Consider the following 19774-nt stretch of genomic DNA (forward strand, 5'->3'; position numbering starts at 1 on the left):
GCAAGGGTGAAGATTCGCATCGGGTACGCGCCGGGCGCCCGCGAGCCGCGCCGTGACGACTTCTCCGCCCTGGTCCTGGGGCTGGAGAACCTGGGCTTCGACTCGCTGTGGGTCACCGAGTCCGCGACCGGGCCCGGCGGCGACCCGGTGGCCCTGATGGCCCACGCGGGCGCGCTGACCTCCCGGATCAAGATCGGCACCGCGGTGACCGTCCTGCCGGGGCGGCAGCCCGCACTGCTCGCCCAGCAGCTCGCCACCCTCGACCACCTGTCCGGCGGGCGGCTGCTCCCGGCCTTCGGGCTCGGGTCGCGGCGGGCCGCCGACCACCAGGCCTACGGCGTCGAGCGCGGCGAGCGCGTCGCCCTGTTCGAGGAGCTGCTGCCGCTGCTGCGCCGGTTCTGGACCGAGGACTCGGTGACCCATCGCGGGCCCCGTTTCACCTTCGAGAACGTCGGGGTGAATCCCAAGCCGGTCAAGGGCTTCGACGTGTGGATGGGCGGGACCTCCGACGCCGAGCTGCGCCGCACCGGCCGGCTCGCCGACGGCTGGCTCGCCGCCTACACCACCCCCGCCGAGGCCGGGCGGGCCCGCGAGCTCATCACCGCGACGGCCGCCGAGCACGGCCGCGAGATCGACCCCGAGCACTTCGGGGCGGTCGTCCCCTACCACCGGGGCGACGGCACGGCCGACGAGCGCGTCCCCTCCCTCGACGCCCTGGAGGACCGGCTCCGGCGGTTCACCGACGAGGGGATCTCCAAGTTCGTGCTGGCGCCCGTCCACCGGCCCGCCGACTGGACCGCCGAACTCACCGACGTGCGCGACGCCGCGCTCGCCCTCCAGACCTGACGTCCGATCCCCGCCGGTGATCCGGGGCCGTCCACGCGACGATCGGATCATGAACGAGACCACAGCAGCCCTGGTCACCGGCGGAAGCCGCGGCATCGGCGCGGCCGTCGCGCTCCGCCTCGCCGAGGCCGGATCCGACGTCGCCCTCACCTACACCGCCGACGAGGAGTCCGCGGACCGCACCGTCGCACTGATCGAGAAGACCGGCCGCCGCGGCCTCGCGATCCGCGCCGACGCCGCCGACCCCGCGTCCGCGGCGGAGGCGGTGGAGCGGACCGTCGCGGCGTTCGGGCGGCTCGACGTCCTGGTCAACAACGCCGCGGTCTTCCTGACCGGCGACCTGGACCTCGACGCCCTCGACCGGACCCTGGACGTCAACGTCAGGGCCCCCTACCTGACCTCCCTGGCCGCGGCCCGGCACCTCACCGGGGACGGGCGGATCGTGACGATCGGCAGCAACCTCAACGGCCGCCTGCCCTTCCCCGGCCTCACCGCCTATGCCATGAGCAAGTCCGCCATGACCGGCCTGACCAAGGGCCTCGCCCGCGACCTCGCCCCCCGGGGGATCACGGTCGTCCTGGTCAACCCCGGACCGACCGACACCGACGCCAACCCCGCCGGCGGCCCCGCCGCCGCGACCATCGCCGCCCTCACCGCCACCGGCCGCTACGCGACGCCCGCCGAGATCGCCGAGACCGTCCTGTACGCCTGCACCGCCCCCTACCTGACGGGCTCCGTCCTCACCGTGGACGGAGGATTCACCATCTAGAGCACGGCGGGACCTAGAGCACGGCGGAGCTGATACGGGTGGCGCCGTAGAGCAGGGTGCGCAGGTCGGGTTCCTGCTCGCGGTCCCTGCGCCAGACCAGGCGCAGCCAGACCTCGGCCGGCTCGACGACCAGGTCGAGCCGGACGAGGCTGCCCGCGCGGAGCTGCTCGGCGATCGCGAACTCGGGCAGGAAGACCAGGCCGACCCCCTGGACGGCCCAGCTCGTCGCCACGAAGATGCTCGGGACCTCGATGCGGGCGCCACCGGGGCCGAAGATCCGGTCGGCGGCGAGATGGAAGGAGCACAGCTTCGGACCGAGGATGAGGGGGTGGTCGCGGACGTCGCGGACCGTCAGATCCGTGCGGCCCACCAGGGGATGTCCGGGACGGGCGGCGAGGACGACCGGGCACGGTTCGAGATCGACGTAGGCCAGCACGTCGGCGTCCGGCGGCGGATCGAACCCCAGCGCCCCGAGCTCGCCGGGGGCGTCGAGGACCAGGACCGCGTCGAGGTCGCCCGCGACCAGGTCGTCGAGCAGATCGGCGCGCGAGGCCCCCTTGGCCGGTTCGATCCGCAGCTCGGGATGCTCGCTGGACATCCGGGCGAGCAGCGCGGGGACCTGGGTGGCCAGCAGGGTCTCCAGCGCTCCGAACCGGAGCCGCTCGCGGACCCCCGACACGTCGCGGCGGATCCGGTCGAGGTCGTCGAGCAGGCGCGGAGCGTGGCCGAGCAGCCGCCGCCCCGCGTCGGTGAGCGTCATGCCGCCGGGCGAGCGCGCGAACAGCGAGACCCCCAGCGAGGCCTCGAGCACCCGGATCTGCTGGGACACCGAGGACGGGGCGAGGTCGAGGGCGTTCGCGGCGTCGGTGACGGTCCGCTCTCTCACCACCGCGAGGAACGTGCGCAGCTGCCGGATCTCCACGTTCGGAAGAACCGAACGGGCCCTGCGATTGTTCCGGTCGAGCCGGACGGGTTCCGCGGCGGAGGCTGGCCCCATGCACACTCAGCGTCTGATGTCGCCCCGCATCGTGGGGATCTCCCTCGGTTACTTCATGGTCATGATCGACGCGACGATCCTGAACGTCGCGCTCCCCGACATCTCCCGCGACCTCGGCGGCTCCGTCACCTCCCAGCAGTGGACCGTCAGCGCCTACGCCCTCGCGTTCGGGGCGCTGCTGCTGTCGAGCGGCGCGGTCGCCGACAGGTTCGGCGCGACCCGGGTGTTCCGGTTCGGCATCGCGGCCTTCGCCGCGGCCTCGCTGCTGTGCGCGCTGGCCCCCTCGCTGTGGCTGCTCATCGCGTTGCGGGCGGTGCAGGGGGCGGCCGCCGCGTCCGTCCCGGCGAGCACGCTGGCACTGCTCGGGCTGATGTACCCCGAGGCTGGGGAGCGCGCCAGGGCGGTCGGGCTGTGGGCCGCGCTGACCGGCATCGGCTTCGCCGCCGGTCCGATGCTCGGCGGGATCCTGGTGGAGGCGGGCGGCTGGCGGACGGTCTTCCTGGTCAACCTGCCGGTGGCCGTCGCGGGGCTGCTGCTCTCGCGCGGGCTGGGCGTCGAGACGCCCGGCAAGCCGACCCGGCTCGATCCGCGCAGCCAGCTCGCCGCGATCGCCGCCCTCGCGCTGCTGACCGACACCGTCATCGAGCTCCCCCACGGCGGCGCGCTGGTGCCCGGGCTGCTCACCGTGGTCGCGGCCGCCGCGCTGGTGGCGGCGGAGCGGCGCAGCCCCGCCCCGGCGTTCCCGCCGGTCCTGACCCGGATCCGCGACATCAGGACGGCCCTGACGATCGGCGTGTTCATCCAGTTCCAGATGGTCGGCGGGCTGTTCGTGCTCGGCCTGTACTTCCTCGACGCGCGCCACTTCAGCGCCCTGGAGACCGGTTTCGCCTTCGTGCCGCTCACCGTGGGCCCGATGCTGGCGCCGGCCGTGGGCAGGCTGACCGGCAGGCTCGGGGCCCGCCGCCTGGTCAGGACCGGGCTGACCCTCACCGTCGCCGGCAACGCCCTGATCGCGGCGGCTGTCCTGACCGAGGCGCCCTTCCCCCTGCTGATCGCGGCGATGATCGTCATGGGCTGGAGCGTGCCGTTCTCGATGGTCCCCCTCACCGCCCAGCTCGTCGGCGCGGCCCCGGCCGGGACCGGGGGCACCGCGGGCGGGCTGTTCAACGCGGTCCGGCAGATCGGCGGGGCGCTCGGGGTGGCGGTCCTCGGCGCCCTGGTCGCCTCCTACGGCCCGGCGGACGGGACGGGCTACGCGCTGGCCGTCTCGGCGGTGCTCACCGGCGCGGTCCTGCTGGGGCTGGTGGCGTCCGATCTCCGCGTGGTCGCGGCGGCCCCCGTCGCGTCAGAGGCCTGAGCAGGAAAACGGAAAGAGCCCCGGCATAAGCCGGGGCTCTTTCACTGGTGTCTCAACCAACACCGAGTACCTCCGAGCGGATTCGAACCGCCGCTACCGCCTTGAGAGGGCGGCGTCCTGGGCCACTAGACGACGGAGGCAGGCTCATTCAATTGTACGTCCGAGAACGTATTGCACGTCCGGAAACGTTCAGTACCTCCGAGCGGATTCGAACCGCCGCTACCGCCTTGAGAGGGCGGCGTCCTGGGCCACTAGACGACGGAGGCAGGACAGAGAAGATCCCGAGATGGTTTTCCGGGGGGCTTCTACAGCTGGGGTACCAGGACTCGAACCTAGAACAACTGAACCAGAATCAGCCGTGTTGCCAATTACACCATACCCCATCGCGCTGAGGAGCTTCCCGTTTCGGGGCCGTTCCTGGCGACGTCGGAAAGCTTACAGGACTTTCGGAGTGCTACCCAAACCGTTTGCCCTCAGGGTCGCCCAGATGAGTTCTTCCCCAGGTCACGAGGGGGGTCAGCAGCCGCCAAGTGGCACGGACCCGGTCGGCGGCCTCGGCGGTGGTCACCCAGTCCTCCGGGGGCCAGCCGGTGCCGCAGTACATCATCTTGTAGCGCATGAGATCGACGCGGGGATGATCGGCGGGGACCCCCCGGGGCCGGGTCTTGACCGCGTCGAAGTGCTCGATCCGGAGCCCCTCGGCCGTCAGGGCGGCCAGGATCTCCTCCAGGGCGAGCCCGGAGGCGGGGGCGGTCACCGCGGCCCGGTAGCGGGCCAGCCGGTCCGGCTCCTGGGCGCTGAAGCCGCCCGCGCAGGTGATCCCGCCGGCGTCGACCCCGAAGTAGTAGCCGTCGACCAGGCCGCCGAGGTGGGTCTTGTAGGGCGACTTGTCCTTGGCGAACCGGACGTCGCGGTAGGGCCGGAAGAGCTTGGCCTCTCCGAACTCCTCCTCCAGCTCGCCGAACAGCGCCCGCAGCGGCCCCGCCACACAGGCGTCGTAGACGTGCTTGTTGGCCTGCCAGTAGCTCCTGGAGTTGTCGGCGGCCAGCCCCTCGAAGAACTCGAACGTCTCGTCCGGAAACCCTGTGAACATCATCCCACCAGCCTAGGCAGGGCGCAGGCATAGCGCTGAGCGCGAAAACCCTTGGGATTTCGGCCGGGACAGGGGCAAGATGTCCGCCCGGGCCGTCCACAGCCCTGGTGAACGACCGTTAACTGTGATCCGTTACCGTGGTGACGCTCATCACCCGGGGGAGAATCCGTGCTCATCCGACTTCTTCGGTCCCATCTGGGGCCGTACCGGCGGGACATCACCCTGATCGTCCTGCTCCAGCTCGTCCAGACGCTCGCGTCGCTGTTCCTGCCCACCCTCAACGCCGACATCATCGACGACGGCGTGGTCAAGGGGGACATCGGCCGGATCATCTCGCTCGGCGGGATCATGCTCGCCGTCGCCCTGATCCAGATCGTCTGCACCGGCGGGGCCGTCTACTTCGGCGCCCGCACCGCCATGGCCCTCGGCCGCGACGTCCGGGCGTCGATCTTCCACCGGGTCCAGGCGTTCTCGGCCCGTGAGGTCGGCGGCTTCGGCACCCCCTCGCTGATCACCCGGACGACCAACGACGTCCAGCAGGTCATGATGCTGGTCCTGATGACCTTCACCATGATGGTGGCGGCGCCGATCATGATGGTCGGCAGCATCGTCATGGCGCTGCGCCTCGACATCCCGATGACCGGGATCCTGGTCGCGGTCCTGCCGATCCTCGGCGTGTTCATCGGCTTCGTCGTCGCCCGGATGCGCCCGCTGTTCCGCACGATGCAGGAGCGGATCGACCGGGTCAACCAGGTGCTGCGCGAGCAGATCACCGGCGTCCGGGTGATCCGCGCGTTCGTCCGCGACGACGCCGAGGAGAAGCGCTTCGCCGTCGCCAACACCGACGTCTACGACGTGGGCCTGGCCGTGACCCGGCTGATGGCGTTCATGTTCCCCGTCGTCATGCTGGTGTTCAACATCGCGACGATCTGCGTGCTGTGGGTCGGCGGCCACCAGATCAACAGCGGCGACCTCGAGGTCGGCCAGCTCACCGCCCTGATCAGCTATCTGATGCAGAACCTGATGGCCGTCATGATGGCGACCTTCATGTTCATGATGCTGCCGCGGGCCGAGGTCTGCGCCGAGCGCATCCAGGAGATCCTCGACACCGGCACCAGCGTCGTCCCGCCGCGGGAGCCGGTGCGGCCCGGCGGTGAGACCCACGGCCACCTCGACTTCGACGGCGTCGAGTTCCGCTTCCCCGGCGCCGAGGAGCCGGTCCTGTGCGACATCTCGCTGATCGCGCGGCCCGGGGAGACCACGGCCGTCATCGGCTCGACCGGCAGCGGCAAGACCACGATGCTGAACCTCATCCCCCGGCTGATGGACGCGACCGGCGGGCGGGTGCTGATCGACGGCGTCGACGTCCGCGAGCTCGACCCCGAGACGCTGTCGGAGCTCGTCGCGTTCGTCCCGCAGAAGCCCTACCTGTTCAGCGGGACCGTCGCCTCCAACCTGCGCTACGGCCGTCCGGACGCCACCGACGAGGAGCTCTGGCACGCCCTGGAGATCGCCCAGGCCGGATTCGTCCGCGACCTCGAGGGCGGCCTCGAGGCGAACATCGCCCAGGGCGGCACCAACGTCTCCGGAGGCCAGCGCCAGCGCCTCGCGATCGCGCGGGCCCTGGTCAGGCGCCCGCAGATCTACCTTTTCGACGACTCCTTCTCCGCCCTCGACTACGCCACCGACGCCGCCCTGCGCGCCGCGCTGTCCCGTGAGACCTCGGAGGCGACCGTCGTCATCGTCGCCCAGCGGGTCAGCACGATCCGCAACGCCGACCGCATCGTCGTGCTCGAGGAGGGCCGGGTCTGCGGGATCGGCACCCACGAGGAACTCATGGACGGCAACCAGACCTACCGCGAGATCGTCCTGTCCCAGCTCACCGAGGCGGAGGCGGCCTGATGGCGAAGGAACTCGAGAAGCCGTCGCCCGCGCGCGGACCCGGGCCCGCCACCCCGGCCCAGGGCCCGGCCCGCTGGATGGCGGGGCCCTCCGGGGAGAAGTCGATGGACTTCAAGGGCTCCAGCAAGCGGCTGCTGGGGCTGTTCCGGCCCGAGCGCTACCTGATGTACCTCACCCTGACGCTCGCCACCATCAGCGTCGCCCTGTCGGTGCTCGGCCCGCGCATCCTCGGCCACGCCACCGACCTGATCTTCGCCGGGTTCATCAGCTCGGGGCTGCCGGAGGGCGCGACCAAGCAGCAGGTCGTCGACGGCCTGCGGGCCAAGGGCGAGACGACCCAGGCCGACATGCTCAACTCGATGGACCTGCACCCCGGTCAGGGCATCGACTTCGGCGCGGTCGGCCAGGTCCTGCTGTGGGTGCTGGCGGTCTACGCGGTCTCGGCGGTGTTCGGCATCTTCCAGGGCCGGGTCACCGCGGTCATCGTGCAGAAGGCGATGTTCCGGCTGCGCGAGCAGTGCCAGAACAAGCTGGCCCGGCTGCCGCTGCGCTACTTCGACCGGCAGCCGCGCGGCGAGATCCTCAGCCGGGTCACCAACGACATCGACAACATCTCCCAGACGATGCAGCAGACGCTGTCGCAGCTGTTCACGTCGCTGCTGATGCTGGTCGGCATCCTGGTCATGATGCTGGTGATCTCACCGCTGCTGGCGCTGATCGCGATCATCACCGTCCCGATCTCGATGTACGTCGCGGCGCAGATCGGCAAGCGGGCGAAGCCCCAGTTCATCAAGCAGTGGGGCACGACCGGCAAGCTGAACGCGCACGTCGAGGAGATGTACACCGGGCACTCGCTGGTGAAGGTCTTCGGCCGTCAGCGGGAGTCGGCGGAGACCTTCGACGAGCACAACGAGGGGCTCTACGAGTCCTCGTTCCGGGCCCAGTTCATCTCGGGGCTGATCCAGCCGTCGATGATGTTCATCGGGAACGTCAACTACGTGCTGGTCGCGGTCGTCGGCGGGCTGCGGGTGGCGTCGGGGTCGCTGTCGCTCGGCGAGGTGCAGGCCTTCATCCAGTACTCGCGCCAGTTCGCCCAGCCGATCACCCAGGTCGCCTCCATGGCGAACCTGCTGCAGTCGGGCGTGGCCTCGGCCGAGCGGGTGTTCGCCCTGCTCGACGCCGACGAGCAGGATCCCGAGCCCGCCGACGCCGCGACCGTGGCCGCGGTCGAGGGACGGGTGGAGTTCGAGCACGTGGCGTTCGCCTACTCCGACGACACGCCGCTGATCGAGGACCTGTCGCTGTCGGTTCATCCGGGGCAGACGGTCGCGATCGTCGGCCCGACCGGAGCGGGCAAGACCACCCTGGTCAACCTGCTGATGCGCTTCTACGAGCTCGACAAGGGGCGCATCACCCTCGACGGCGTCGACATCGCGTCGATGACGCGCGAGGACCTGCGCTCCAAGACCGGCATGGTCCTCCAGGACGCGTGGCTGTTCGGCGGCAGCATCGCCGAGAACATCGCCTACGGCGCGGCCTCGGCGACCCGTGCGGAGATCGTCGCAGCGGCGAAGGCCACCCACGTCGACCACTTCGTGCGGACCCTCCCGGACGGCTACGACACCGTCCTGGACGACGAGGCCGGCACCGTCAGCTCGGGCGAGAAGCAGCTCATCACGATCGCGCGGGCGTTCCTGTCGGCGCCGGCGATCCTGATCCTCGACGAGGCGACCAGCTCGGTCGACACCCGCACCGAGGTGCTCATCCAGCGGGCCATGAACTCGCTGCGCGAGGGGCGCACCAGCTTCGTGATCGCGCACCGGCTCTCCACGATCCGGGACGCCGACCTGATCCTGGTCATGGAGAACGGGCAGATCGTCGAGCAGGGCACGCACACGGAGCTGCTGGAACGGGACGGGGCCTACGCGCGGCTCTACGCGGCCCAGTTCGCGCAGGCGCTCGCGGAGTAGCCCGACGCGTGAGGAAGGGCCGGAACCCCCGCGGGTTCCGGCCCTTCCTCCTGTGTCTCAGTCGCGGGCGATGACCCGGTTGGTGAGGGACCCGACGCCCTCGAGCTCGACGGTCACCGAGTCGCCGATGTCGAGCGGGCCGACGCCGGCGGGGGTGCCGGTCAGGATGACGTCGCCGGGCAGGAGCGTCATGACCTGGCTGATGTGGGCGATCAGGTTCGGGATGTCGTGGATCATGTCGGAGGTGCGGCCGTCCTGGCGGACCTCGCCGTTGACCAGGGTGCGGATCGCCAGGTCGGACGCGTCCAGGTCGGTGTTGATCCACGGGCCGAGCGGGCAGAAGGTGTCGAAGCCCTTCGCCCGGGTCCACTGGCCGTCCTTCTTCTGCAGGTCCCGCGCGGTGACGTCGTTCGCGCACGTGTAGCCGAAGATCACCTCATGGGCGCGGGAGACGGGGACGTCGCGGCAGAGCCGGCCGATGACGACCGCCAGCTCGCCCTCGAAGTCGACCCGCTGCGACAGCTTCTCCGGGTACTGGATCGCCTCGCCGCTGCCGATGATCGACGTGGACGGCTTGCTGAAGAACAGCGGCTCGACCGGCGGCTCCGACCCCATCTCGCGGGCGTGGTCGGCGTAGTTCCGGCCGATGGCGATCACCTTGCTGGGCAGGATCGGCGCGAGGACCCGCACGTCCACCAGGGCGTGCCTGGCCCCGGTGAACCGGACCTCGCCGAGGAACGGATGCCCGGCCACGGCCGCGATCTCTTCCCCCTCGACCACGCCGAAGGACACTTCCTCACCTGCGGAGAACCTCGCGATAAGCACCCCCCAAGCCTAACGTCACCACCCGCAGGGCTGGTCGTTGAGGCGGCACGCCCCCGGGGTGGCGGGCGTTCCCGCGCCGCCGAACCTGACGGTCACCGACTCCCCCGGGGCGATCGGCGCGGTCGTCCCGTCCTGGGTGATCACCACGTCGGATCCCGTCCTGGTGAGGGTTCCGCCCCAGACGTTGTCGATGACCGATCCGGGCACGCTGAAGGTGATCGTCCAGGCGTTCAGGGCCGTCCCGGAGTTGTTCGTCAGCGTGAACGACCCCTCGTAGTAGCCCGGTGCCACCTCGGACGTCTCGTACCTGATCCCCATTCCGGCGGCCGTCGTCCCGGTGACCGGCGCGGGAGTCCCCTGCGGCGTCCCCGAAGGCGCGGCCGACCCCGACGCGCCCGGCGAGGCCGAAGCCGAGGGCGCGGCCGTCCCGGTGGGCGCCGCCCTCCCGGGAGCCTCGCCCCCCGGCGTGGTCGGCGCCGCGCTGACCACCGGCGCCGCCTGGTGCACCGGCTTCTTCTCCCCCGAGGGCCACACCATGTACGCGGCCGCCCCGATGGCCAGCAGCCCGACCACGGCGACGATCGCCACCAGCACGCTCCGCCGGGCCCCCCTTCCGGCCGCCGCCGGCGGCGGATACACCGCGCCCCCGGGAGGCGGCGGTGCCGCGAACCCGCTCTGCGGCGGCAGGTAGGCGCCCTGCGGCGGCGGGAAGGCGGCGAACGCGGCCTGCCCCGCCTGGGCCGCTTCGGCCCGCACCACCGCGACGGGCTTGGTGAGCGACTCGTCCCCCACCGGCAGCCCGTCGGCCCCCACCGCGGCCTGCGGCCCCGTCACCTCGTGCGCCCCACCCCACGACGCCCCCACCGGGCTGTCGCCCGGCCCCTCCACCACTGGAGCGAACATCACGTCCGGCTTGGGCCGCAGCAGTTCCTCGGTGTCCCCGATGTCCGCGGCCTCCGCCGCGGGCGGCACGACCGGCGCATCGGTGACGGTCTCCATGTGCCGGTCCCCGGCGCTCTCCGGCCCGGCACCGGTCACGCCGGGGCCCTCCCCGTCGGTGACCGTCGCCATGCCCACCTCGATGGCGATCCCCGGCCCGTCCGTGAGCGTCGCGGGCGCCACCCGCACATCGGGACGCACCGGCCGCACGTTGGCGCCGGGCGCCCCCGGCCGCACGACCTCGGCGGTCGGCTGTCCCTCGTCGGCGTTCATGGTGGTCCCTCCAAGCATCAGCGATCTCACTGAAGGCGATCTCACTGAATCCGACGCTCCGACCCCCTGCCGAGTTCGCCCCGCTTGTGACGCCGGCCCGAAGAAGCGGCCCGGCCGGGGCAGAGGACGAGCACAGCCCCCCATCCTCCGGGAACTGGTCGACGGCCACCCGTCCTGGTGGCCCTCCCTCGAACGGTTCTGGCAGACCGGCGACACGGAGGGCGCGCCCTGGCCTCCGGGGGGCGGCGCAGTAGCGTGGGGGCCGGGCGCGGGCCTGGTCGAGGCTTGCGGTGGAGGAGGAGCGGCATGAGCGTTGTGAAGATCAATGTGCTGACGGTTCCGGCGGAGATGAAGGAGACGCTGGAGGCGCGGTTCGCCGGGCGGGCGGGACTGGTGGAGGGGGCGGACGGGTTCGAGGGGTTCGAGCTGCTGCGGCCCGTGGACGGGCAGGACCGGTACCTCGTCTACACGCGGTGGCGGAGCGAGGAGGACTTCGAGGCCTGGACCAAGTCGCAGGCGTTCGCGCAGGGGCACGCGAAGGCGGCGGCCGACGCCGAGCGTGCGGGCACCGGCCATGGCCATGGGCACGGCCACGGGCACGGCGGCCCCGCGTCCAGCGCGGCCGAGGTGTGGTCGTTCGAGGTGATTCAGCAGGCTTCGCCGAAGTAGGCGCTGCCCGCACTGGTGCGGGTGGCAGGAGGCGATGGGGCCGCACGATTTCCCCATGCCTGACGATCTGGACGAAACGGCCGGGGCGGAGGCCGCGCTCCGCCGCGGGCTGGCGGAGGCGCGCGACGGGAACCCCAACGACGCCGTGCGGTATCTGCGGGTCGGGCTGACCCTCGTGCGGGAGCGGCCCGACCGTGTCGCCGAGCCCGACCGGGTGGCCCATGACCTGCTGGTGGCGCTGTCCGAGCTCGCTTACCCGGCCGATCCCGCCCTCGCCGACCGGCTGCTCGGCGAGGCCGCCAGGGCCTGGCCGGCCAGCCCGCGGCCGCTGGTCGTGCTGGCCCGGCGGGCCGGCGATCCGGAGGCCGTGCGACGGCTGTTCACCGCGGCGCTGGCGAGGGTCGAGCCCGTCCGGCTCCCCCGATTCCTCGACGAAGAACGCGAAGCCGCCATCGAGGTCCGGGAGGGAAACGTCATACTTGAGGTCCTGCTGCGTCACGGACTGTCGGCGCCGCTTCACGACACCGCGATGTCCGCCTGGAGCGCCCGGCACCGACCCCCCGCCTGATCCGCGCGCATGGGAGAGGCCCCATGGGAGACAACCCGACCTGGTACCGCCGCTCGTTCATGGGACGGCTGCCCGAACCCGCACAGCAGGGACTGCTGGCCCTCGGCCACACCCAGCTGCTCGATCCCGGCGCCACCCTCATCCGCCAGGGGGATCCCGGCGGCGTCGCCTACCTGCTGCTCGACGGCAGGGTCAACGTCACCAAGGTGGCGGAGAACGGCACGCAGTCGCTGCTGGCGATCCGCTATCCCGGCGACCTCATCGGCGAGATGGCCGTGATCAGTGCGGAGCCGCGCGCGGCGACGGTCGTCGGCCGGGTCAAGACGACGCTCCTGACCCTCCCCGGCGACGAGTTCGTCCGCTTCCTCGGCGAGCATCCGATGGCCGCGCTCGCCCTGAGCGCGATCACCGGCGACCGGCTGATGCAGGCCCACGCCTACCGCACGGACGCCGCCGCCTACCCTGTCGAGGTCCGGGTCGCCCGCGCCCTGCTCTACCAGGGCCAGCGGATGGCCCACCAGTCCGACGGCTTCTTCTTCCTCGACCTCAAGCAGTCCGAGCTGGCCATGCTGATCGGCGCCAAGGAGGGCACCGTCCAGAAGGCCCTGGCCCAGGGCGAGCACCTCCCGGCCCTGGTCGAGAACCGCCGCGGCCGCGTCATGATCCGCGACCTCCCGGGTCTCGCCGCCTTCGCCGAGCTCTCCGGCTCCTAGGGCCGGCTGCGGGTGGCCAGGACGTCCTGGGCGCGGATGGCGGCGGCGAGGAGTTCGGGGCGGTCGGGGTGGGCGAGGGGGGTGGCCTCGGCGGCGGCGATGATGAGCTGGCAGCCGCGGACGATCTCCGCGGGGACGCCGCAGAGGGTGCCGCGGACCGTCCAGGCCTCGCCCGCCGCGCGCAGGGCCCTGGGGTGCCAGAGGTCGGTCGTGGAGAGCGCGGCCAGCACCGATTCCAGGGTGCTGATGGCGCGGTCGGCCAGGTCGGTCCGCGACTCGCGCCTGGCCCTGACGACGAGGTTCGCCGCCCGCAGGACACCGACCCCGGCCCGGACCGGCAGCCGGACGGCCGCCCGGTAGCACCGCTCCGCGCGGACGAGGGCGGCGGCGTCGCCCGCCCTGCCCCGCCGGGCGAAATGGGTGCCCCTGGCGGCCATGAGCGCGGCGTACAGCGGATCGTCCGGGGTCAGGGCCGCCGTGGCACGGTCGAGCCACGCGCCGCCGTCCGCGCCGTCCACCAGGGAGGACAGGCCTCTGGCCGCGGCCCCGTGGACGTCCTCGGCGGGGACGGTCTCGGCGAGGGCGGTCAGCACCGCGAGCCGGTCTTCCGGAACGGGCCCGGCGTCGTCGGCGAGGATCAGCGCCACCTCCGTCAGGGCGCCGGCGGCCGCGGGCCCGCTGAGCGGCCCGAGGACGGTGTCGGCCGCCTCGGCGAGCAGCCTGCCGAGCGTCCAGGGCAGCCGGTCGGCGATCTCCGGAGGCAGGTCGGCGGCCGTCCTCCTCGCACGGGCCAGCAGCCGGATCGCGCGTTCCCTGGAGCCGGGCTCGTCGGCGAGATTCAGCCCCAGCCAGGCCTCCGTGGCGGGCCGCCGGGGATCACCGGGCGCGTAGAGGAGCAGCAGTTCCTCGAGGTAGCGGTTGCACCGGCCGAGATCGGCGGCCGAGCCGGTCAGCCGGAACCGGGTCTGGGCGGCGGAGGCCATCAGGTGCAGGCAGGCGGTGGGGTCGGCGGCCTCGGAGAGCACCGCGTCGAGCCGTTCGAGCGCCTGGTCGAGATCGTCCAGGCCGCTCGCCTGGACGATCATCAGTCCGGCCCGGGCGATCGCTGCGTCGATCACGGCATTCCCCCTCTTCCCAGGACGGTCCGCCGAGCCCCCGTCTGCCCGGCGGACCGATCCCCGCCAGACTGCCCCGCCACCGCCCCTTCCCGCCCGCATTGATCCGGGTTCGCCCCCTTCAGGCGCGGAGGTCGGCGTACTCCGGGTGCTTCTTCACGTACTCCTTCACGAAGGGGCACTGGGGGACCATCTTCAGCCCGCGCTCACGGACGTCGGCGAGCATGCCCCGGACCAGCTTGCTGCCCAGGCCCTGGCCCTCGTAGTCCATGTCGATCTCGGTGTGGGTGAAGACGACGGCGCCGTCCTTCATCACGTACTGGGAGTAGCCGGCGACCGCGCCGTCGACGCTGATCTCGTAGCGGGAGCGCGCGGTGTTGTTCGTGACCTCAGACATGATCATGAACTTACCCGTTCAGGACGCGTCGTATCCGGCGCGCAGGAGGCAGTACGTGACGGCCTCCTCGAGCGCCTGCCACGACGCGGCGATGATGTTCTCGCCGACGCCGACCGTCCCCCATTCGGCCTTGCCGTCCGAGGAGTCGATCAGGACCCGGGTGACGGCGTCGGTGCCGTGCGAGCCCTCCAGGATCCTGACCTTGAAGTCGACCAGCTCGAGGGCGGCCAGCTCGGGGTAGAGCCGGTCGAGCGCCGAGCGCAGCGCCATGTCGAGGGCGTTGACGGGTCCGTTGCCCTCACCGGTCGCGACGATCCGCTCGCCCTTGGCGTGCACCTTGACCGTCGCCTCGCTGACCTGGACGCCGTCGGGACGCTGCTCGACGATGACCCGCCAGGACTCGACCCGGAAGTAGCGCGTCGGGGTGCCGGCCAGCTCCTCGCGGAGCAGCAGCTCGAAGGAGGCGTCGGCGGCCTCGAAGGTGTAGCCCCTGGACTCCAGGTCCTTGACCCGGGCGACGACCTCGGCGGCCTTCTCGCCCGACAGGTCGTAGCCCAGCTCCCTGCCCTTCAGCTCGACCGAGGCCCGGCCGGACATCGACGAGACGAGCATCCGCATGTCGTTGCCGACCAGCAGCGGGTCGATGTGCTGGTAGAGGTTGGGGTCGACCTTGACGGCCGAGGCGTGCAGGCCGGCCTTGTGCGCGAACGCCGAGTACCCGACGTAGGGCTGCTGGGAGGCGGGCGTGACGTTGGTGACCTCGGAGACGGCGTGGGCGATCCGGGTCATCTCGGCGAGCTGGTCGCCGGTCACCAGCTCCATGCCACGCTTGAGCTGGAGGTTGCCGATGACGGTGAACAGGTTGGCGTTGCCCGAGCGTTCGCCGTAGCCGTTGGCGCAGCCCTGGACGTGCGTCGCCCCGGCCTTGACGGCGGCCAGCGAGTTGGCCACGGCGCAGCCGGAGTCGTCGTGGCAGTGGATCCCGACGCGCGCCCCCGCGGACACGACGTCGTGGACCACGTCGGCGAGCTCGTCGGGGAGCATCCCGCCGTTGGTGTCGCACAGCGCGATCACGTCCGCGCCCGCCTCGGCGGCGGTGCGGACCATCTCCAGGGCGTAGGCGCGGTTGGCCTTGTAGCCGTCGAAGAAGTGCTCGGCGTCGACGAAGACCCGCTGGCCCTCCGCACGCAGATGGGAGACCGTGTCGCGGATCATCGCGAGGTTCTCCTCAAGGGTCGTGCGGAGGGCCAGTTCCACGTGCCTGTCGTGGCTCTTGGCCACGAGTGTCACCACCGGCGCGCGGGATTCGCGCAGGGCGGCCACCTGGGGATCGTCGGCGGCCTTCAGGCCGGCCCGGCGGGTCGCGCCGAACGCGGCGAGCTGCGCGTGCTTGAGATCAAGCTCGGACTGGGCGAGCTTGAAGAACTCGGTGTCCTTGGGGTTGGCGCCCGGCCAGCCGCCCTCGATGAAGCCGACCCCGAGCGAGTCCAGGTGCCGGGCGATGACCAGCTTGTCCTGCACGCTCAGGTTGAGCCCCTCCTGCTGGGAGCCGTCCCGCAGGGTGGTGTCGTAGACGTGGAAGCCGTCGTTCATCGTGAAATCCCCTTTGACCCCGGCAAACAAAAAGACCCTCCACGAGTCGTGGAAGGTCTGCGCGCCGGCGTGTGTCGTGGTTGACAGACTAGGTGCCGACGCGCCGTCCGATAATGATCAGGCCGGTGCTCATAACACGGCCAGTGTTACACATCGGTTGCTCAGCCGTCACATCGGTCTCGGAATCTGAGATCAGGCCAGCTTGGTGATCCAGGCGTGCGGGTCGGGCTTGTCGCCGTACTGGATGCCGACCAGCTCCTCGCGGAGCCTCGCGGTGGTCGCGCCCATGGCTCCGCCGCCGATCACGAACTCGCCGGAGGCGCCCTTGACCCGCCCGACCGGGGTGATCACCGCGGCGGTGCCGCAGGCGAACGCCTCGGTGAGCGCGCCGGAGGCGACGTCGTCCCGCCACTGCTCGACGCTGATCTTCTCCTCCGAGACGGGGATGCCCAGGTCGGGGGCGAGCTTGAGCAGCGAGTCGCGGGTGATGCCGGGCAGCAGGGTGCCGGTCAGCGGCGGGGTGACCAGGCGGGCCTCGGCGCCGGACCCGTAGACGAAGAACAGGTTCATCCCGCCCATCTCCTCGACCCACCGGTGCTCGGCGGCGTCGAGCCAGACGACCTGGTCACAGCCCTCCTCGACGGCCTGCTGCTGCGCCACGAAGGCCGCGGCGTAGTTGCCGCCGCACTTGGCGAAACCGGTGCCGCCGGGGGCCGCCCGGGTGTACTCGGTCGACAGCCACACCGAGACCGGCTTGATCGCGCCGGAGAAGTAGGCCGCCGACGGCGAGGCGATCACGCAGAACAGGTACCGGGCGGAGGGGGCGTTGACGCCCATGCCCGTCTCGGTGGCGATGATGAACGGCCGCAGGTAGAGGCTGTGGCCCTCGCGGGTCGGCACCCAGTCGCGGTCGGCGTCGACCAGCAGTTCCAGGGCCTGGACGAAGGTCTCCTCCGGCAGCCGCGGCATGGCCATGCGGTCGCAGGAGATGTTGAAGCGGGCCGCGTTGGCGTACGGGCGGAAGGAGACGATCGAGCCGTCCGGCTGCCGGTAGGCCTTCAGGCCCTCGAACAGCTCCTGGGCGTAGTGGAAGACCTTGGTCGCCGGATCGAGCGCGAGCGGGCCGTAGGGCCGGAGCCTGGCGTCGTGCCAGCCCTCCCCCTTGGTCCACTCGATGGTCACCATGTGCTCGGTGAACAGCTGCCCGAAGCCCGGATCGGCCAGCAGGGCCTCCCGCTCCCCGGCGGGCTTGCGCTGGTCAGCGAGCTTGACGTCGAACTCGATCATGTCTGTAGTACCTCTCCCGGATCACCGGTATGGACGATACCGGCAAACTCCATTGTGGGCTGTATCTCACCTTCCGCGGCACGCGAAGAAGGCGTGCCGCGGTCTTTCTCGCGGCACGCCTTCTTCGAAGGGGGGCAGGCTGCCGCCTACCCCGCTACTCGCTTGGCGATGGCGTCGCCGACCTGGGCGGTCGGGCGGTGGCCCGTGCGCTCGGTCAGGTCCTCGGCGACGGCCTTCTCGATCTTGCGCGCGGCCTCGGGGACGCCGAGGTGGTCCAGCAGCATGGCGACCGAGAGGATCGTGGCCGTCGGGTCGGCCTTCTGGCGTCCGGCGATGTCGGGGGCCGAGCCGTGGACGGGCTCGAACATCGACGGGGCGGTCCGGTCGGGGTTGACGTTCCCGGACGCCGCCAGCCCGATGCCGCCGGCGATCGCGGCGCCGATGTCGGTGATGATGTCGCCGAACAGGTTGTCGGTGACGATCACGTCGAAGCGCCCGGGGTCGTTGACGAAGTACATCGTCGCGGCGTCCACGTGGGCGTAGTCGGTGGTGACGCCGGGGTACTCGGCGCCGACCTGCTTGACCAGCCGCTGGTAGAGCTCGCCCGCGAAGGTCAGGACGTTGTCCTTGTGGACCAGGGTCAGCTTCCTGCGCGGACGGGCGTTCGCCAGCTCGAAGGCATAGCGCACGACGCGCTCCACGCCGAAGGCGGTGTTCACGCTCTCCTGGGTGGCGACCTCGTGCGGGGTCCCCTTGCGGATCACGCCGCCGACCCCGGTGTAGGGGCCCTCGGTGCCCTCCCGGACGACGATCATGTCGATGTCGTCGGGGCCGACGCCCGCCAGCGGGGTCGTGACGCCGGGGAAGAGCTTGACCGGACGCAGGTTGACGTAGTGGTCGAGCTCGAACCGCAGGCGCAGCAGCAGCCCGCGCTCCAGCGTGCCGGACGGCACCGTCGGGTCGCCGATGGCGCCGAGCAGGATGGCGTCATGGCCCTTGATCTCGGCCAGGACCGCGTCCGGCAGGACCTCTCCGGTCCGGTGCCAGAAGGCGGCGCCGAGATCGTATTCGGTCTTCTCGAACACGAGGTCGTGCTGACCAGCGATCACATCGAGGACCTTCAGGCCTTCGGCGACGACCTCGGGGCCGATGCCGTCACCTGCGACGACTGCGAGACGGACGGTACGTGATGCCATGGCGGGCAGCTTAGTACATCTGTCTCACCGTTCGGGCGTCCATCTCACATGTTAGGACATGGTACCGGATCCCGTGCTTGACGCGGTGGCTCCCGCCAGGGGAGTCTCAGGGGGACAAGTTCATAACGAGGCGACGGCAGACAGGAACCCGGTGCGATTCCGGGACGGTCCCGCCACTGTGACCAGGCCTTCCCGGGCCTGGAAGTCAGGAGACTGATCCGTCGTCCTCCCACCATCGGGGCGAGGCACCCCGAAAGGAGACCCCCACATGTCCGCACTGGACCAGCCGCATGCCGACGTCCGACCGGTCGTCGGCGACCTGCGCACTTACGCGATCATCGCGGTCGCCGTCCTGTTCTCCCTGCTGACGATCTACGCGCTGCTCTACGCGCCCCAGACGGTCCTGCACGAACTGGCCCACGACGGCCGTCACCTCCTCGGCGCCCCCTGCCACTGATGAGCAACGAGATCCTGCCCCGCCTGATCGGCCGGGGCGTCCTGAGCGGTGCCCTCGCGGGCCTGGTCTCCGGCGGATTCGCCTTCTTCGTGGCCGAACCCGTCATGGACCGTGCCGTCGAGCTCGAGGGACGGCGCTCCGAGGCCGCCGACAAGGCCGCGGGCATCACGCCCGAGGCCATGGAGGAGATGTTCACCCGTTCCGAGCAGCACCTGGGCCTGATCCTCGCCACGGTCGGCGCGGGCATCGCCTTCGGCGTCCTGTTCTCGGTGATGTACTGGGCGCTCTTCCACCGGACCGCGGCCACCCGGCCCTGGGAACGTTCCCTCGGGCTGGCGGGCGCCGTCTTCACGGGCTTCTGGCTGCTGCCCTTCATCCGCTACCCCGCCAATCCGCCCGGCGTCGGCGACCCCGAGTCCCTCGGTTCCCGCGAGTACGGGTGGACGGCGTCGATCGCGATCGGCCTGATCACGGTCTTCGTCGCCTGGCGGCTCGCCACCTCACTCGCCGACCGGCCGAAGCACGTCCGCCAGCCGGCGGCCGTCGCGCTGGTCGTGGTGGCCACCGCCCTGCTGTTCCTGCTGCCGGACAACACTGATCCGCTGCCGGTGCCCGCGGGGCTGCTGTGGGACTTCCGGGTGCTCGCCGCCGCGTCGTCGACGATCCTCTGGACGTTCCTCGGCGCGGCCTTCGGTTACCTGGGCGTCCGCGACGCCCGCCGCTCCCGGACGGCCCCCGCGGCCACCGAGGTCGGCGTGTAGGAGAAGAAGGGCGAGGGGCGGTCCGTTCAGCGGGCCGCCCCGAGCCC

19 protein-coding genes, 3 tRNA genes and 1 riboswitch are annotated in these 19774 nt (G+C 71.4%); of the genes, 10 read left to right on the forward strand and 12 right to left on the reverse strand.

Going from position 1 to position 19774, the window contains the following annotated elements:
- The first annotated feature begins 6 nt into the window (after positions 1-6).
- The gene (locus tag ABD785_RS04205; RefSeq protein WP_344822305.1) at positions 7-846 is read left to right on the forward strand and encodes an LLM class flavin-dependent oxidoreductase; all 840 of its coding nucleotides are present in this window, start codon (positions 7-9) and stop codon (positions 844-846) included.
- A 49-nt stretch (positions 847-895) separates the two neighbouring features.
- On the forward strand, positions 896-1615 hold the full coding sequence (locus ABD785_RS04210; RefSeq protein WP_344822307.1) for an SDR family NAD(P)-dependent oxidoreductase: 720 nt from the start codon (positions 896-898) through the stop codon (positions 1613-1615).
- A 13-nt stretch (positions 1616-1628) separates the two neighbouring features.
- Here ABD785_RS04210 and ABD785_RS04215 read toward each other — a convergent pair whose 3' ends face one another.
- A complete protein-coding gene (locus ABD785_RS04215; protein WP_344822309.1) occupies positions 1629-2612 on the reverse strand; it encodes a LysR family transcriptional regulator in 984 nt (327 codons plus the stop codon).
- Between ABD785_RS04215 and ABD785_RS04220 the strand changes: the two genes are divergently transcribed.
- The gene (locus ABD785_RS04220) at positions 2611-3969 is read left to right on the forward strand and encodes an MFS transporter (RefSeq protein WP_344822311.1); all 1359 of its coding nucleotides are present in this window, start codon (positions 2611-2613) and stop codon (positions 3967-3969) included. The genes ABD785_RS04215 and ABD785_RS04220 overlap by 2 nt on opposite strands.
- A 67-nt stretch (positions 3970-4036) precedes the next feature.
- Here ABD785_RS04220 and ABD785_RS04225 read toward each other — a convergent pair.
- From ABD785_RS04225 to ABD785_RS04240, 4 genes are all read right to left on the reverse strand, one after another.
- Positions 4037-4109 (reverse strand) — tRNA-Glu (locus tag ABD785_RS04225).
- 53 nt (positions 4110-4162) lie between these two features.
- Positions 4163-4235, reverse strand: a tRNA-Glu gene (locus ABD785_RS04230).
- Positions 4236-4280: 45 nt separating this feature from the next.
- A tRNA-Gln gene (locus ABD785_RS04235) sits at positions 4281-4352 on the reverse strand.
- 71 nt (positions 4353-4423) lie between these two features.
- Complete coding sequence (locus ABD785_RS04240) at positions 4424-5065, reverse strand: DUF2461 domain-containing protein (RefSeq protein ID WP_344822313.1); 642 nt, start codon at positions 5063-5065, stop codon at positions 4424-4426.
- A 165-nt stretch (positions 5066-5230) separates the two neighbouring features.
- Between ABD785_RS04240 and ABD785_RS04245 the strand changes: the two genes are divergently transcribed.
- The gene (locus tag ABD785_RS04245) at positions 5231-6964 is read left to right on the forward strand and encodes an ABC transporter ATP-binding protein (protein WP_344822315.1); all 1734 of its coding nucleotides are present in this window, start codon (positions 5231-5233) and stop codon (positions 6962-6964) included.
- Positions 6964-8934 (forward strand): ABC transporter ATP-binding protein, encoded by a 1971-nt coding sequence (locus ABD785_RS04250; protein WP_344822317.1) that lies wholly within the window; start codon positions 6964-6966, stop codon positions 8932-8934. The genes ABD785_RS04245 and ABD785_RS04250 overlap by 1 nt, the downstream gene beginning before the upstream one ends.
- A gap of 57 nt (positions 8935-8991) precedes the next feature.
- Here ABD785_RS04250 and ABD785_RS04255 read toward each other — a convergent pair whose 3' ends face one another.
- Together ABD785_RS04255 and ABD785_RS04260 are read right to left on the reverse strand one after the other, a co-directional pair.
- Complete coding sequence (locus tag ABD785_RS04255) at positions 8992-9759, reverse strand: fumarylacetoacetate hydrolase family protein (protein WP_344822319.1); 768 nt, start codon at positions 9757-9759, stop codon at positions 8992-8994.
- Positions 9760-9774: 15 nt separating this feature from the next.
- A complete protein-coding gene (locus tag ABD785_RS04260; RefSeq protein ID WP_344822321.1) occupies positions 9775-10971 on the reverse strand; it encodes a cellulose binding domain-containing protein in 1197 nt (398 codons plus the stop codon).
- Positions 10972-11277: 306 nt separating this feature from the next.
- Between ABD785_RS04260 and ABD785_RS04265 the strand changes: the two genes are divergently transcribed.
- Genes ABD785_RS04265 through ABD785_RS04275 form a run of 3 tightly spaced genes read left to right on the forward strand, consistent with a single transcriptional unit; the run spans position 11278 to position 12921 of the window.
- Positions 11278-11640, forward strand: a complete 363-nt coding sequence (locus ABD785_RS04265; RefSeq protein WP_344822323.1) for an antibiotic biosynthesis monooxygenase family protein — start codon at positions 11278-11280, stop codon at positions 11638-11640.
- A gap of 55 nt (positions 11641-11695) precedes the next feature.
- Positions 11696-12208: a hypothetical protein gene (locus ABD785_RS04270; RefSeq protein ID WP_344822325.1), complete on the forward strand. Its 513-nt coding sequence runs from the start codon at positions 11696-11698 to the stop codon at positions 12206-12208.
- A gap of 23 nt (positions 12209-12231) precedes the next feature.
- Entirely contained in the window at positions 12232-12921 is a 690-nt protein-coding gene (locus ABD785_RS04275) for a Crp/Fnr family transcriptional regulator (RefSeq protein ID WP_344822327.1), read from the forward strand.
- On the opposite strand, the gene ABD785_RS04280 is transcribed toward ABD785_RS04275, so the two are convergent.
- The 5 genes from ABD785_RS04280 to ABD785_RS04300 form a co-directional block, all read right to left on the reverse strand.
- Positions 12918-14039 carry an ATP-binding protein gene (locus tag ABD785_RS04280; protein WP_344822329.1) on the reverse strand — a complete coding sequence of 374 codons (1122 nt, stop codon included), beginning with the start codon at positions 14037-14039 and terminating at the stop codon, positions 12918-12920. The two genes, ABD785_RS04275 and ABD785_RS04280, sit on opposite strands and share 4 nt — an antisense overlap.
- Before the next feature lie 118 nt (positions 14040-14157).
- The gene (locus tag ABD785_RS04285) at positions 14158-14433 is read right to left on the reverse strand and encodes a GNAT family N-acetyltransferase (protein WP_344822331.1); all 276 of its coding nucleotides are present in this window, start codon (positions 14431-14433) and stop codon (positions 14158-14160) included.
- Between the two features lie 18 nt (positions 14434-14451).
- Positions 14452-16026 (reverse strand): citramalate synthase, encoded by a 1575-nt coding sequence (gene cimA, locus ABD785_RS04290; protein WP_344822333.1) that lies wholly within the window; start codon positions 16024-16026, stop codon positions 14452-14454.
- A 192-nt stretch (positions 16027-16218) separates the two neighbouring features.
- Complete coding sequence (locus ABD785_RS04295; RefSeq protein ID WP_344822334.1) at positions 16219-17313, reverse strand: branched-chain amino acid aminotransferase; 1095 nt, start codon at positions 17311-17313, stop codon at positions 16219-16221.
- A 146-nt stretch (positions 17314-17459) separates the two neighbouring features.
- Positions 17460-18509 (reverse strand): 3-isopropylmalate dehydrogenase, encoded by a 1050-nt coding sequence (locus ABD785_RS04300; protein WP_344822336.1) that lies wholly within the window; start codon positions 18507-18509, stop codon positions 17460-17462.
- Between the two features lie 118 nt (positions 18510-18627).
- Positions 18628-18746: riboswitch (cobalamin riboswitch) on the forward strand.
- A 31-nt stretch (positions 18747-18777) separates the two neighbouring features.
- Between ABD785_RS04300 and ABD785_RS04305 the strand changes: the two genes are divergently transcribed.
- Positions 18778-18966: a CbtB domain-containing protein gene (locus ABD785_RS04305; RefSeq protein ID WP_344822338.1), complete on the forward strand. Its 189-nt coding sequence runs from the start codon at positions 18778-18780 to the stop codon at positions 18964-18966.
- The gene (locus ABD785_RS04310) at positions 18966-19727 is read left to right on the forward strand and encodes a CbtA family protein (RefSeq protein WP_344822340.1); all 762 of its coding nucleotides are present in this window, start codon (positions 18966-18968) and stop codon (positions 19725-19727) included. Before ABD785_RS04305 ends, ABD785_RS04310 begins: the two co-directional genes overlap by 1 nt.
- Positions 19728-19774: the final 47 nt, after the last annotated feature.

This window comes from Actinocorallia longicatena (genome assembly GCF_039534125.1).
GTDB classification, from domain to species: Bacteria; Actinomycetota; Actinomycetes; order Streptosporangiales; family Streptosporangiaceae; genus Actinocorallia; species Actinocorallia longicatena.